Annotated in this window: 15 protein-coding genes; 6 read left to right on the forward strand and 9 right to left on the reverse strand. The window is 43.3% G+C overall.

From position 1 onward, the window contains the following. Positions 1-257: 257 nt before the first annotated feature. From ruvB to aspS, 6 genes are all read right to left on the reverse strand, one after another. Positions 258-1,268 carry a Holliday junction branch migration DNA helicase RuvB gene (gene ruvB, locus PROVALCAL_RS13925; RefSeq protein ID WP_006659945.1) on the reverse strand — a complete coding sequence of 337 codons (1,011 nt, stop codon included), beginning with the start codon at positions 1,266-1,268 and terminating at the stop codon, positions 258-260. A 16-nt stretch (positions 1,269-1,284) separates the two neighbouring features. After that, positions 1,285-1,902: a Holliday junction branch migration protein RuvA gene (gene ruvA / locus PROVALCAL_RS13930; protein ID WP_006659946.1), complete on the reverse strand. Its 618-nt coding sequence runs from the start codon at positions 1,900-1,902 to the stop codon at positions 1,285-1,287. Positions 1,903-1,986: 84 nt separating this feature from the next. Beyond that, a complete protein-coding gene (ruvC, locus tag PROVALCAL_RS13935) occupies positions 1,987-2,508 on the reverse strand; it encodes a crossover junction endodeoxyribonuclease RuvC (RefSeq protein ID WP_006659947.1) in 522 nt (173 codons plus the stop codon). A 226-nt stretch (positions 2,509-2,734) separates the two neighbouring features. Further along, complete coding sequence (locus tag PROVALCAL_RS13940) at positions 2,735-3,478, reverse strand: YebC/PmpR family DNA-binding transcriptional regulator (RefSeq protein ID WP_006659948.1); 744 nt, start codon at positions 3,476-3,478, stop codon at positions 2,735-2,737. Between the two features lie 29 nt (positions 3,479-3,507). Beyond that, complete coding sequence (gene nudB, locus PROVALCAL_RS13945) at positions 3,508-3,942, reverse strand: dihydroneopterin triphosphate diphosphatase (protein WP_006659949.1); 435 nt, start codon at positions 3,940-3,942, stop codon at positions 3,508-3,510. After that, on the reverse strand, positions 3,942-5,711 hold the full coding sequence (gene aspS, locus PROVALCAL_RS13950; RefSeq protein ID WP_006659950.1) for an aspartate--tRNA ligase: 1,770 nt from the start codon (positions 5,709-5,711) through the stop codon (positions 3,942-3,944). Before aspS ends, nudB begins: the two co-directional genes overlap by 1 nt. Positions 5,712-6,163: 452 nt before the next feature. Here aspS and PROVALCAL_RS13955 point away from each other — a divergent pair, with 452 nt between their 5' ends. The 5 genes from PROVALCAL_RS13955 (at position 6,164) to cmoB (ending at position 9,266) form a co-directional block, all read left to right on the forward strand. After that, positions 6,164-6,499, forward strand: a complete 336-nt coding sequence (locus PROVALCAL_RS13955; RefSeq protein WP_006659951.1) for a DUF4377 domain-containing protein — start codon at positions 6,164-6,166, stop codon at positions 6,497-6,499. Between the two features lie 53 nt (positions 6,500-6,552). Then, positions 6,553-6,957 carry an NUDIX hydrolase gene (locus tag PROVALCAL_RS13960; RefSeq protein WP_039862087.1) on the forward strand — a complete coding sequence of 135 codons (405 nt, stop codon included), beginning with the start codon at positions 6,553-6,555 and terminating at the stop codon, positions 6,955-6,957. 92 nt (positions 6,958-7,049) lie between these two features. Beyond that, positions 7,050-7,448: an MAPEG family protein gene (locus tag PROVALCAL_RS13965; protein WP_006659953.1), complete on the forward strand. Its 399-nt coding sequence runs from the start codon at positions 7,050-7,052 to the stop codon at positions 7,446-7,448. Between the two features lie 94 nt (positions 7,449-7,542). Next, positions 7,543-8,298 (forward strand): carboxy-S-adenosyl-L-methionine synthase CmoA, encoded by a 756-nt coding sequence (cmoA, locus tag PROVALCAL_RS13970; RefSeq protein ID WP_006659954.1) that lies wholly within the window; start codon positions 7,543-7,545, stop codon positions 8,296-8,298. Next, on the forward strand, positions 8,295-9,266 hold the full coding sequence (gene cmoB / locus PROVALCAL_RS13975; protein WP_006659955.1) for a tRNA 5-methoxyuridine(34)/uridine 5-oxyacetic acid(34) synthase CmoB: 972 nt from the start codon (positions 8,295-8,297) through the stop codon (positions 9,264-9,266). The genes cmoA and cmoB overlap by 4 nt, the downstream gene beginning before the upstream one ends. 105 nt (positions 9,267-9,371) lie before the next feature. Here cmoB and PROVALCAL_RS13980 read toward each other — a convergent pair whose 3' ends face one another. The 3 genes from PROVALCAL_RS13980 to PROVALCAL_RS13990 all read right to left on the reverse strand — a co-directional run bounded on the left by PROVALCAL_RS13980 (position 9,372) and on the right by PROVALCAL_RS13990 (position 11,593). Then, on the reverse strand, positions 9,372-9,800 hold the full coding sequence (locus PROVALCAL_RS13980) for a hypothetical protein (RefSeq protein WP_006661843.1): 429 nt from the start codon (positions 9,798-9,800) through the stop codon (positions 9,372-9,374). 299 nt (positions 9,801-10,099) lie between these two features. Continuing rightward, positions 10,100-10,861 (reverse strand): copper homeostasis protein CutC, encoded by a 762-nt coding sequence (cutC, locus tag PROVALCAL_RS13985; protein WP_039862089.1) that lies wholly within the window; start codon positions 10,859-10,861, stop codon positions 10,100-10,102. A gap of 177 nt (positions 10,862-11,038) precedes the next feature. Beyond that, on the reverse strand, positions 11,039-11,593 hold the full coding sequence (locus PROVALCAL_RS13990) for a VOC family protein (protein ID WP_006659959.1): 555 nt from the start codon (positions 11,591-11,593) through the stop codon (positions 11,039-11,041). A gap of 190 nt (positions 11,594-11,783) precedes the next feature. On the opposite strand from PROVALCAL_RS13990, the gene argS reads away from it, so the two are divergent. After that, entirely contained in the window at positions 11,784-13,514 is a 1,731-nt protein-coding gene (argS, locus tag PROVALCAL_RS13995; protein WP_006659960.1) for an arginine--tRNA ligase, read from the forward strand. Positions 13,515-13,670 lie beyond the last annotated feature (156 nt).

Below are 13,670 nucleotides of genomic sequence, written 5' to 3' on the forward strand. Positions count from 1 at the left end.
TGAGCTTAACCTTCTATAAGAGAAAAAATACCACATGATAATAAAAATTATTATCAATGCATCTATTTTAAAACCTGCTGAAATACAATCTCAATGACCTTTTTTACTCACTAAACAGGGATCACTTCTCAATCAAGTAAGAGATGGATATAAAAAACCTCAGTAACTGGGAATCAATCACTGAGGTCATCTCATTTTGTATGAGCTTTAGTATTATTTCAATTATAGCAATTTTGTATTAATCAATACGTTTAAAGCTAAATTTCTTTAGGCGTTAATCCAAAATGTAAATAGGCATGAGCCGTCGCCATCCGTCCTCTTGGGGTTCGCTGAATAAACCCTTGCTGAATAAGATAAGGCTCTAGCACATCTTCGATGGTTTCGCGCTCTTCTCCGATAGCAGCAGCTAAGTTATCGACGCCAACAGGTCCACCCATAAACTTATCGATGATGGCCACCAGCAGTTTACGGTCAAGATAGTCAAAGCCGGCAGCATCCACATTCAACATATCCAGTGCTTGGCTCGCAATCAACTCATCAATACTGCCATTGCCTTTAACTTGCGCAAAATCACGCACGCGTCGTAATAAACGGTTGGTAATACGTGGTGTTCCACGAGAGCGCATCGCAACCTGTAAGGCGCCTTCTTCGGTGATATCCAGCCCCATATATTGGGCACTACGCTTCACGATATGCTGCAAATCATCAACTTGATAAAATTCTAATCGCTGTACGATACCAAAGCGGTCACGTAAAGGTGACGTTAATGAACCTGCGCGCGTGGTTGCGCCTATCAATGTAAATGGTGGCAAATCAATCTTAATGGAGCGGGCAGCAGGACCTTCACCAATCATGATGTCTAATTGGTAGTCTTCCATAGCGGGATACAATATCTCTTCAACCACAGGAGACAAGCGATGAATTTCATCAATAAATAAAACGTCATGCGGCTCAAGGTTAGTCAATATTGCTGCCAAATCCCCTGCTTTTTCTAATACAGGCCCTGACGTTGTCCGCAAATTAACGCCAAGCTCATTGGCGACAATACCCGCTAATGTGGTTTTTCCTAACCCTGGAGGCCCAAAAATTAATAGATGATCAAGCGCATCACCCCGCATTTTGGCTGCCTGAATAAATATTTCCATTTGATGCTTAACTTGCGGTTGCCCAATATACTCATCCAGTAATTTAGGGCGGATCGCACGATCAATGGCTTCTTCTTCAGAATGCAACACTTCAGCAGTAATTAGGCGATCAGCTTCAATCATCGTATTAATCTCTCAATTAAAGTGCTGCGCGTAAGGCATCACGGATCAGGGTTTCAGAATCGCTATCAGGTTTCGCGACTTTACTCACCATACGGCTAGCTTCTTGCGGTTTATACCCCAGCGCAATCAAGGCAGCAGCCGCTTCGGCTTCAATATCTGCTTGGCTTGGCCCTTGGCTCTTCACGCTTGGTAAATCAATATCGCTCACTGAATTGAAAAGATCCCCATTCAAGCCTTTGAAGCGGTCTTTCATTTCGACCACTAAACGCTCGGCAGTTTTCTTGCCAATACCTGGTAGTTTCACCAGAGAGGAAATGGCTTCTTGCTCAATGGCAGACACAAATTGTTGTGCCGACATGCCGGATAAAATCGCCAACGCTAACTTAGGTCCTACCCCATTGACTTTAATCAGCTCTTTAAATAGTGCGCGTTCTTGCTTGTCATTGAAACCATACAGTAACTGTGCATCCTCTCGCACGACAAAATGTGTGAAAACAATAGCTTCCTGACCAATTTCGGGTAATTCATAGAAACAGGTCATTGGCATATGAACTTCATAGCCAACACCTTGCAGCTCAAGTAACACAATGGGTGGTTGCTTTTCTAATACAATGCCACGTAAACGACCTATCACACTGAACCCCTTAAATTTGATTAGCGTCCTAAATTTTAACTTTGCTGTTTATACCATAAAAAATGCTGGATGCATATCCAGCCTTCATCTTAATCTTCCGCGGGCTAGCACTAAACGAGGATCACCGACTTTCAACAAGTTTTGATTAAAGTGACAATGTGTAATGGCAATCGCTAATGCATCTGCTGCATCGGCTTGGGGGCTTGCCGATAATTTTAGGATCGACTTCACCATATGTTGAACTTGGCTTTTCTCTGCGGATCCTGTACCGACGACCGTTTGTTTGACTTGGCGAGCTGCGTATTCAAAAACGGGGATATTTTGGTTTGCCGCCGCCACAATCGCCACACCACGGGCTTGCCCTAGTTTCAGCGCTGAATCCGCATTTTTTGCCATAAAAACTTGTTCAATGGATAGAACATCCGGTTGATATTGGGTGATAATTTCCGAGACTCCCGCATAAATACGTTGCAGACGGCTTGGTAAATCATCAACTTGCGTGCGAATACACCCGCTTCCTAGATAAAGTAATTGTCTACCTTGTTGGCGAATAACACCGTATCCTGTGATCCGCGAACCAGGGTCAATACCTAGAATAATCGCCATATAAAACCTATAGTTGCTCTTTATTTATTTTCATATCATCTTATCGCCATCTAATGACTGCCACAATGGCAACATAGGAATATCACCATTCCCACCGCAATCACAGTGTAAATAGCGTTCGCTTAATCATAAATATAGCAAATAAAAGAAAAAATAGAAGGTCGAAGAGGCGTTAGAGAAAACAGGCTGGACACAGCCCGCTTTCTCTACGCAGACATCATCTTAATTACAGTTGCTCAGCAACTTCATCAGAGATATCACCGTTATGATAAACTTCTTGGACGTCGTCTGAATCTTCTAACATGTCGATCAGGCGCATTAATTTTGGTGCTGTTTCAACATCAAGTTCAGCTGTAATCGATGGGATCATAGAAACTTCAGCGGCTTCGCTAGTGAAACCAGCCGCATCTAGTGCGTCTTTAACGGCACCGAACGTTTCAAAGGTGGTGTAAACATCTATTGCACCATCATCATATGTTTCAACGTCATCTGCACCGGCTTCGAGAGCCGCTTCCATCAGCGCATCTTCGTCCACACCCGGTGCGTAAGTGATTACGCCGCGCTTGGTGAACAGGTAAGATACAGAACCATCAGTGCCTAAGTTACCGCCCGTTTTGGTAAACGCGTGGCGAACTTCCGATACTGTACGATTACGGTTATCGCTCAAGCATTCAACCATAACCGCGGTGCCACCAGGACCGTAACCTTCATAAATGATGGTTTCCATATTATCGTTGTCATCATTACCCACACCACGCGCAATAGCACGGTTTAAGGTGTCGCGCGTCATGTTGTTTGATAATGCTTTATCCACAGCAGCACGCAAACGAGGGTTAGTTGCCGGATCGCCGCCGCCTAAACGCGCAGCAGTCACCAGCTCACGAATAATTTTAGTGAAAATTTTACCGCGTTTCGCGTCTTGTGCCGCTTTACGGTGTTTGGTGTTGGCCCATTTACTATGACCTGCCATGAAATATCTCCAAAAACGTCAATAAATAATTAAACAGCAAATTCTAAAATAGCCTGGCTGTTGCTCCACGATTTTGTTAGCTCCGCCGCCTGTTGCGGGTCAAGCCAACGAAATTCAGTGTGTTCAGTCAGCAATGGCGTTTGTTCATCGCTGAGCACCAATTTAAACCAATGTTCTTTACAGTGGGTCACATCCGGTGCATAACGATGCCTGAAATGCGGGAAAATTTCAAAGATGATACTTTTCGACAAATCATGTAATTGATTTGGTTGCGGGTCAAACCCCGTTTCCTCTTTGATTTCGCGAAGTGCTGCAACGGCAGCACTATTTTCATGATGCTCCAAACTCCCAGTCACAGACTGCCAAAAGTCAGGGTCATCTTTACGCCGCATCATAAGCACCCGCCCCGTTTTTTCAGCCACAATAATGACTAATACCGATTCTGGGCGCTTATAATTTTCCATTACTCTTCTTCTTTCGCCACAACCGCAATCGCTAATTCTGCCAGCGAGTCTGGGTTTGCATGGCTTGGTGCATTGGTCATTAAGCATGCCGCTGCGGTGGTTTTCGGGAATGCAATAACATCACGGATGTTATCAGTTCCAGTTAACAGCATCACTAAACGGTCTAAACCAAATGCTAAGCCTGCATGTGGTGGTGTACCGTATTTCAGCGCATCTAACAGGAAGCCGAACTTCTCACGTTGTTCTTCTTCGTTGATGCCTAAAATACCAAATACAGTTTGTTGCATTTCGCTACGGTGAATACGGACAGAGCCCCCCCCCACTTCGTAACCATTGATAACCATATCGTAGGCATTCGCTACTGCATCTTCAGGGTTCCTCGCCAGATCTTCCGGAGTGAAATCTTTTGGTGACGTGAACGGATGATGCATGGCCGTTAAGCCACCTTCACCGTTTTCTTCAAACATTGGGAAGTCGATAACCCACAGTGGTTGCCAGCTATTTAAGTCCGTCAGCTCGAAGTCACGACCCACTTTCAGGCGTAGTGCCCCCATAGAGTCAGTCACAACATTTTTCGCACCTGCACCAAACAGAATGATATCGCCATCCGCTGCACCCGTACGCTCGATGATTTGTTCAATGATTTCTAAGCTCAGGAATTTCGCGACTGGGCTTTGGATGCCTTCTAAGCCTTTCGCACGTTCGTTGATTTTCATCCACGCTAAGCCTTTCGCACCATAGATACCCACAAAATTGCCGTATTCGTCAATTTGCTTACGGGTCATCACTGCGCCACCAGGCACTTTCAGTGCCGCGACACGACCTTTAGGATCATTTGCTGGCCCCGCAAATACGGCGAATTCAACATCTTTAACGATGTCTGCCACATCGACCAGTTCCATCGGGTTACGCAGGTCTGGCTTATCGGAGCCATAACGACGCATCGCTTCGGCGAAAGTCATGATTGGGAAGTCGCCTAAATCAACGCCTTTCACGTCGATCCACAGATTACGGATCATGCGTTCCATCACTTCGCGAACTTGTTCCGCCGTCATGAACGACGTTTCAACATCGATTTGGGTAAATTCAGGTTGACGGTCAGCACGTAAGTCTTCATCGCGGAAGCATTTTACGATTTGATAGTAACGGTCAAAACCAGACATCATCAGCAACTGTTTAAACAGCTGAGGAGATTGTGGTAAGGCATAAAATTTGCCTTTATGGACACGGCTAGGCACTAAATAGTCACGCGCCCCTTCTGGCGTCGCTTTCGTTAGCATTGGTGTTTCAACGTCCATAAAGCCTTCTTTGTCCATAAAGTTACGAACAAAGCTGGTGATTTTCGCACGAGTACGCAGACGATCTGACATCTCTGGACGGCGTAAATCTAAATAGCGGTATTTTAAGCGACGCTCTTCTGTATTAGTTTGGTTGCTGTCTAACGGAAGAGGTTCAGATTTGTTAAAAACGTCCAGACCTTCAGCAAAGATTTCAATCTCACCCGTTGCCATGTCTTTATTTTTTTGGCTATCTGGGCGCGCACGTACCGTACCTGTGATTTGGATACAGAACTCATTACGCAGTTCTGACGCTTTCTCAAATATGTCTTTACGTTCTGGATCGAAGAAAACCTGAACGATACCTTCACGGTCACGCATATCGATAAAAATCAAACCACCTAAGTCACGACGGCGGTTTACCCATCCACAAAGAGTGACCTTCTGGCCTTCATGAGCAATGTTTAATTGCCCACAATAATTAGTACGCATACTCTATCCTTTTACTCAGCTTATTGTTTACTCAGCGTATTGTGCTTTAGTTTGCTGCGGGAATTTGGCATTTTGCTGAACCCATTTGCTAAACGTTGTGTTTGCGAAACCTATTGTTTATAAAACCAATCGTTAAGAAACACGGAGCTGAAAATTCAGAATGTCAAAAAAGGCAGACATTATATAGGAAATTCTATTAGACAAACAGTTTGCTCTATAGCTTAACTGCGAAATTGATACAAAAAAACTATCTATAATCAATAAAAACTGTCCTTACCCAGAAAAACGATTCTCACGCGACCTTCGCAGCAGATGAAAAAGATTGCATATCGAATTGATGATTAAAATTTGATTGTTTGTCAGATCATCATTTTTTTGGGAATTATTACCCATTTCATTTTGCTATAATTACTCATATTCAGACACTTTCGCCTGAAATCAGAGGAAACTTTATGAAAAAAATTCTACTCGCATCATCCTTTCTTGTTCTGCTTGCAGGATGTCAAAACGGAACCAATGCCAATACGATGAAGCCTGCTAATAATAACAAAGTCTTTTATATCGATTCCTCTCTCGCTGACTGCGTTGGTGTTGCACCAATGAAATGCATGAAAGTAAAAGAAAAACCAACTGATGAATGGCAGTATTTTTATAGCTCAATTCAAGGATTTAACTACGAACCTGGTTATCACTACGTAGTAGAAGTTCAACAATTTGATGTCCCTAACCCTCCCGCTGATGCATCAAGTATCCGTTATGAGTTGGTCAAAATTATCGAGAAAAAATAAGATTGAAGCAGGTGGTTTTACGCCTGCTTTTTACTGCACTCAAAGGCAATATCATGAGCACTAAAATCATTGATAAGTTAGGTTTAATTACTGTCCAAAACGGTAAAGTGGCAATGGTCCGCTCCCATAATAAAACTCTATTTTATATCCCAGGAGGAAAACGTGAGCATGGTGAAACAGACCAACAAGCCCTTTCCCGTGAAGTCGATGAGGAATTGACGTTAACCCTGCATCCCGACTCTATCCAGTTTTACGGTGAATTTGTCGGGCTGGCAGATGGCAAGCAAAATGGTACACAAGTCTGTATTCGTTGTTATCAGGCTAACTATGATGGTACGCCCCAGCCTGCCGCTGAAATTGCGGAACTGGCGTGGTTAGATTCTACTGATGCCGACCGCTGCTCTACGACTGCCATTGAGATATTGAAACAGCTTAAAGCCGATAATCTTATTCAATAACTCAAAAATGAATTATTTCTATTTGTAGATTTACTGATTAGGTTTTAAAATTTAGAAAATTTAATTTATCTCCATGGAGGTAGAGCAAAAAAATGGTCAGCTCTTTATACGCTGTACTAGGTGCCTTACTGCTACTGAGATTATCGCTAAATGTAGTAAAGCTTAGAAATCAGTACCGTGTGTCTGTTGGCGATGGTGGGTTTTCTGAATTACAAACGGCTATTCGCGTGCATGGTAATGCTATCGAGTACATTCCAATTTCATTAATTTTATTACTGTTAATGGAGATGAATGGTGCCAAAGTTTGGATGATCCATGTGTGTGGAATTGTACTCATTGCGAGCCGCATTCTGCACTCTTATGGTTTAAAAAATCATGATTATTCACAACGACGAATGGGGATGATGGGGACATATCTCGCTATCGGGTTAATGCTCCTTGCCAATGCGTATTATCTACCATGGCTGCAAATGGTTTCCTTTACGCTTTAATTTTACCCTTCCTTCTGTGCGGATTGGTTTTCAGGTTCAGTTGCTTTCTGCTACAATCCGCCACTACTTTTGTTCTTCTATTTAATACAAGTCTATGTCAAGTCAGGATCCAAACCATAAAGACAGCCTTTTTTCTGCGCCAATCGCCAATTTGGGTGACTGGAAGTTTGATGAAAAAGTGGCTGAAGTTTTCCCCGATATGATTCAGCGTTCCGTACCGGGCTACTCGAATATCATTACTATGATTGGAATGTTAGCGGGTCGTTTTGTTACGCCAAATAGCCAAGTGTATGATCTTGGATGCTCTCTTGGTGCGGCAACACTATCTGTACGCCGAAATATCTCCGTGGAAAACTGCAAAATCATTTCGGTTGATAACTCCCCTGCAATGGTTGAGCGCTGCCGCCGGCATATTGATGCTTATAAAGCCGAAACACCGGTGGATGTTATCGAAGGCGATATTCGCGATATTCACATTGAAAATGCGTCAATGGTCATCCTTAACTTCACATTGCAGTTTTTAAATCCTGATGACCGCGAAAAATTGCTCACTAAAATTTACCAAGGATTATTACCGGGTGGAATCTTAGTGCTATCTGAAAAATTTAATTTTGAAGATCAGCAAATTGGTGAATTACTGTTCAATATGCACCATGATTTCAAACGTGCCAACGGCTATAGCGAGCTTGAAATTAGCCAAAAACGCAGCATGTTGGAAAATGTGATGCTCACTGATTCTGTTGAGGCACATAAAACTCGTTTAAAGCGTGTCGGGTTTACCCACTGTGAAGTCTGGTTCCAATGCTTTAATTTCGGTTCCTTATTAGCCTTAAAAGAGGGGCAGTTATGATCGATTTTGGTCGCTTCTATCAACAAATTGCGATTGGTCCTCTTAGCCATTGGTTAGAAACGTTACCTGCGCAGCTAGCGGAATGGAAAAAAGACGGTTTGCATGGCGGGTTCTCTTCATGGGAGAAAATGTTAGATAACCTTCCCGTAATGACACCAACCCAGCTCGATATCAAAAACAGTGTCACCGCCCTACGCGACCCTGAGTTAACCGAAGGCGAAACTCGCCGTTTAAACAATATTTTGGGGCAATTAAAGCCATGGCGCAAAGGTCCATTCTCCCTGTATGGCGTCGAGATTGATACTGAGTGGCGTTCAGATTGGAAGTGGGATCGTGTTCTACCACATATTTCCTCATTAAAAGGTCGCCACGTATTAGACGTGGGCTGCGGGAGTGGTTACCACATGTGGCGTATGTTGGGTGAAGGTGCTGAATTTGTCGTCGGTATCGACCCAACTGAACTATTTCTATGCCAATTTGAAGCCGTAAGAAAACTGTTAGGCGATGATCAACGCGCACATTTACTCCCTTTAGGTATAGAGCAACTCCCCGCATTGAAAGCCTTTGATACCGTATTCTCTATGGGCGTTCTGTATCATCGTCGTTCCCCGCTTGATCATTTATGGCAATTGAAAGACCAATTAGTCAGTGAGGGGGAATTAGTATTAGAGAGCTTAGTGGTAGAAGGTGATGAATTCCAATGCCTGATCCCTGGCGACCGTTACGCACAGATGCGCAATGTTTACTTTATTCCTTCCGCCAAAATGCTCAAAGTGTGGCTAGAAAAATGTGGTTTTGTGGATGTTCGCATTGTTGACCAAGCGGTCACTTCATTAGAAGAGCAGCGCCGCACCGATTGGATGCAAACGGATTCATTAGCTGAGTTTTTAGATCCTAATGATAGTACCAAAACGATTGAAGGTTATCCCGCACCTTTACGAGCGATCTTAGTCGCGAAAAAACCGTAAAATAGACCCCGTGACGGTTTTTAATACCGCTATGTGTAAAACGTCCGAGAGTTGATATTCAATTCTCGGACGTTTTTGTTTTTATTTGAACAACGGTATTCCAGTTTATAAATTATTCATCAAATACTCTTCTACCGCTTTAGTATCATTCGCCGCATCAAAATCCATGCCTAGCGATAATGAGCCCTCTTTCAATTCAATCACTCTAGGTTTTGTATAGGAATAGGTAATATGTTTGATTTTCTCACCGACTGATTGTTTTGCGAGCTCAGAGTGTTCACAGACATTGGCTATCCCCTTAAGCATCTCTTTGCTATAGCCATCAATACCGATGGTATCGAGTTGCTCTTTGGTGAAGGTCGACCAATCAAAACTCACTTTAATCTCAGAGCCACACGTTTTATTTAATGCCGAGACTTGAGAGGAAACTTCCGTTTCATACCTTTGATGCTTCTCTTTTTCAGCTAATGAATATGCAAATGAGGAGGCAGTGAAGAGAACAAGCGACGACGCTAAGATAACTTTTTTCAGCATGATTTTTTCCTTAAAATTCATTCAGTCGTTTTTAGTTTTTACAATGTAAAAAAATCTAAAAACAAAGGGAGGTATTTAACCTCCCTCAGACCATGGACAAACCCATCAGGTTTGGAAATGGCTCTTTTGGGTTGTAAAATTAACAAGGAAAATCAATTTATTGATTTTCGCCTGATAACACAAAGAGGGAAAAACCACGTTTTTATCCCTCTTTGTCATCAACCTCGGGGAGGTATTTAACCTCCCTATCTTAACTCTCCTTATCATAAATTCAGTCAGTCCTATTCTGAATTTACGACTTATGCCGGCACTTTTTCCGTGATTGAAATAAAGTCCATCATGGCTTCTACCGTGGGTCCATCCACACAGTAGTGCGTGAACTCATCGGTTTCACTGTTCGATGCCATGGTCACACCCGCCTTGCGATAACTCATGCTGGAAGGAACGGTTTTACCTGCTGAGCTGTGCACTTCAGTTAAGCCAATCTCCATAAACTTGGTCAGATTAGCCAATCGAACCCCTGCACCAGCCATAATGATTGGGCCATCTATTTCACGACTTTTTTCATGTAACTCTTTTAGTAATGGCAAACCTAATTCAGCGCTTTGCTGCTGACCGGACGTTAAAATACGTGCCACACCTAGGTTTTTGAGTTGTTCTAAAGCCAATAACGGATTGATACACATATCAAAAGCACGATGGAAAGTTATTGCCATACCATCCGCTATTTCCATCAAAGTTTGCATGCGTTCAACATCAATACGCCCTTCAGGATCCAAGATCCCCACCACAGCGCCGGGAAAACCCATCTCTTTGATCATCTGCAAATCTTCGCGAATCACATCAAATTCGCTCATGTTGTAGCAAAAATCCCCACAACGTGGACGAATGATTGGATGAACGGGAATATGAAGTTTCTCGCGCGCCAGTTTTAAATAACCATAACTGGGTGTTAATCCCCCATCCGCTGCCCCCGAGCAGAGTTCAATACGATCTGCACCATATTCTTGCGCAACTTGGGCGCATTCGATACCAAAACAGCAAATTTCCAGTTTCGCCATGAAGATCTCCAAAATGGTCATACGCTCAGTAGAATAAGAGCTGAAAATTGAGGGCCAAAACGTGCTTTTTATTAGACATTCAACTAACTATGCCATTTTTTATTAAATGTTATCTGCGTGATATCACACCGTTTAGAGTTATATCTGAGTAATGATCAATAACGTTAATTGCATCACTTATTTTTCGCTTTCAACGATGTTTCTAAGGGAAAATGGGTGATATTTGAGAGTAATTAAGCCGTTTGTCACGGCCAAAGTCGGATTTGGCAGTCTTTCTTGCTGACCTTTCGGCTGACTAACTTTATAGGAGTAACCTTCAGGTAGTGACTCTGGCAACAAACGACGAGCCGTTTCGGCAAGTGCTTCTGGTGCGACATCAATTACCATTTCAATATGTTCCCAACTTTCTTGTGGGTAGGTTTTATCTTTTGGAAAAGGCAGCTCAATAATATAGACATCCTGCCCAGCCACCTGAATCGGTTTTTTCAAATCATAAAGACGAATAGGACGACCATTAATTAGATTATCCGAAAGCAGTTCAGCGCATTGTAGCAATCCCTCATGCCAGCGTTCTGCCGTTGCCTGATGATGACAGCGTACCGAAATATGGTCGATAATATAATCTGTCAGGGAGACATTTAAGCACTGTGCCATCGCCACTAGATTTTGCTCAAAATGTGGTAAGTCACACCATAAATCGTTTAATTGTGGGATTTTATCGAAATCTAACATTCACATGACTCTCGTTGAACCCCCTGCGTCAATAAAAAGCAGGGATAATAAAAAGCGAAACAAGCGGCAGACTGTAGCACGACTCCCCCAAAATATGGTATAAAACCTGCCGTTTTTTCTCTTCCACCTTTTAGTTACGCCCATGAAATGGCACAATGCGGTAACTATGTTCGTTATTTAAGGTAATCCGGTGAATATTCAGGCTATTCTTTCAGATAAAATCAGTGCTGCAATGCTAGCAGCGGGAGCTCCAGAAGGCTGTGACGCCCTTGTTCGTCAATCAGCTAAAGCGCAATTTGGTGACTATCAAGCTAACGGCGTGATGGGCGCAGCGAAAAAAATGGGCATGCCTCCCCGACAACTGGCCGAGCAAATTGTTAGCCAATTAGATCTCGAAGGTATTGCATCTAAAGTTGAAATCGCCGGTCCCGGTTTCATCAATATTTTTATCGACCCAACGTGGATTGCGGCTCACGCAGAAAAAGCCCTGACCAGCGACCGCTTAGGTCTTGCTCCCGTCAAAGCTGAAACTATCGTTATTGACTATTCCGCGCCTAACGTTGCAAAACAAATGCACGTCGGTCACTTACGCTCAACGATTATTGGTGATGCTGCCGCGCGTACTCAAGAATTTATCGGTCATAAAGTGATTCGTGCGAACCACGTTGGTGACTGGGGTACGCAATTCGGTATGCTGATTGCTTACTTAGAAAAAGTACAAAATGAAGATGCCAGCGATATGGCTCTGGCAGACCTCGAAGAGTTCTACCGTGAAGCGAAAAAACATTACGATGAAGACGAAGACTTTGCCGTTCGTGCTCGCGGTTACGTCGTAAAATTACAATCTGGTGATGAATACTGCCGTAAAATGTGGCGTAAACTGGTTGATATCACCATGCAACAGAACCAAGAAACTTATCGCCGTTTAAACGTCACCTTGACGGAAGACGATGTGATGGGTGAAAGCCTGTATAACAGCATGCTACCCGGTATCGTTGCTGATCTTAAAGCCAAAGGTTTAGCCGTAGAAAGCGAAGGCGCTACTGTTGTTTTCCTTGATGAATTCAAAAACAAGGAAGGCGAACCAATGGGCGTTATCGTTCAGAAAAAGGACGGTGGCTTCCTGTATACGACTACCGATATCGCCTGTGCCAAATACCGTTATGAAACGTTGCATGCCGATCGCTCTTTGTATTACATCGACTCCCGCCAGCATCAACATTTAATGCAAGCTTGGACTATCGTCCGCAAAGCGGGCTATATTCCTGAATCAATGGCGCTTGAACACCATATGTTTGGAATGATGTTAGGTAAAGATGGTAAGCCATTCAAAACACGTTCTGGCGGTACTGTTCGCCTTTCCGACCTATTAGATGAAGCGGTTGAACGCGCACAAACGCTGATCCGTGAAAAAAACCCAGATATGGCGGAAGACGAATTACTGAATCTGGCGAATGTCGTCGGGATTGGGGCTGTCAAATATGCTGATCTGTCTAAAAACCGTACTACAGACTATATCTTCGATTGGGATAACATGCTGGCATTTGAGGGTAACACCGCCCCTTATATGCAATATGCGTATACCCGTGTTGCCTCTATCTTTAAGAAAGCCGATATTACCGAATCGGATTTAACTCTACCTATCGTGTTAGAAGCGCCACACGAAATGGCGCTGGCAACACGCTTGATGCAGTTTGAAGAGACTATCTTAACGGTTGCTCGTGAAGGGACTCCACATGTCATGTGTGCTTATTTATATGACTTAGCAGGACTGTTCTCCAGTTTCTACGAACATTGCCCTATTCTGTCCGCAGACACCGATGCTCAACGCCAAAGCCGTTTAAAATTGGCATTATTGACACAAAAAACCTTAAAAGTGGGTCTCGATACACTCGGTATTGAAACCGTCGAAAGAATGTAAGCCCGTTGATTTGCTTAAAGCCCACTTCGGTGGGCTTTTTACTTTTCGTCGCCTAAGTTGCACTCTTTTTGAACATTTTTTTTGTAACTTACCTTAAGTTTGCACTTATTTGGTGAGCAATATCTCATTATTCTCTCTATTTAGCGCCTTCCTTAC

Origin of the sequence: Providencia alcalifaciens DSM 30120, from assembly GCF_000173415.1 — a bacterium.
Classification (GTDB): domain Bacteria; phylum Pseudomonadota; class Gammaproteobacteria; order Enterobacterales; family Enterobacteriaceae; genus Providencia; species Providencia alcalifaciens.

Bases quoted from the DNA above. Each gene is read 5' to 3' on its own strand.
- PROVALCAL_RS13980 (WP_006661843.1), bottom strand. From the start codon at position 9,800: ATGCTGAAAAAAGTTATCTTAGCGTCGTCGCTTGTTCTCTTCACTGCC.
- aspS (WP_006659950.1), bottom strand. From the start codon at position 5,711: ATGCGTACTAATTATTGTGGGCAATTAAACATTGCTCATGAAGGCCAG.
- PROVALCAL_RS13940 (WP_006659948.1), bottom strand. From the start codon at position 3,478: ATGGCAGGTCATAGTAAATGGGCCAACACCAAACACCGTAAAGCGGCA.
- PROVALCAL_RS13955 (WP_006659951.1), top strand. From the start codon at position 6,164: ATGAAAAAAATTCTACTCGCATCATCCTTTCTTGTTCTGCTTGCAGGA.
- ruvB (WP_006659945.1), bottom strand. From the start codon at position 1,268: ATGATTGAAGCTGATCGCCTAATTACTGCTGAAGTGTTGCATTCTGAA.
- cmoA (WP_006659954.1), top strand. From the start codon at position 7,543: ATGTCAAGTCAGGATCCAAACCATAAAGACAGCCTTTTTTCTGCGCCA.
- cutC (WP_039862089.1), bottom strand. From the start codon at position 10,861: ATGGCGAAACTGGAAATTTGCTGTTTTGGTATCGAATGCGCCCAAGTT.
- nudB (WP_006659949.1), bottom strand. From the start codon at position 3,942: ATGGAAAATTATAAGCGCCCAGAATCGGTATTAGTCATTATTGTGGCT.
- cmoB (WP_006659955.1), top strand. From the start codon at position 8,295: ATGATCGATTTTGGTCGCTTCTATCAACAAATTGCGATTGGTCCTCTT.
- PROVALCAL_RS13960 (WP_039862087.1), top strand. From the start codon at position 6,553: ATGAGCACTAAAATCATTGATAAGTTAGGTTTAATTACTGTCCAAAAC.
- PROVALCAL_RS13990 (WP_006659959.1), bottom strand. From the start codon at position 11,593: ATGTTAGATTTCGATAAAATCCCACAATTAAACGATTTATGGTGTGAC.
- PROVALCAL_RS13965 (WP_006659953.1), top strand. From the start codon at position 7,050: ATGGTCAGCTCTTTATACGCTGTACTAGGTGCCTTACTGCTACTGAGA.
- ruvC (WP_006659947.1), bottom strand. From the start codon at position 2,508: ATGGCGATTATTCTAGGTATTGACCCTGGTTCGCGGATCACAGGATAC.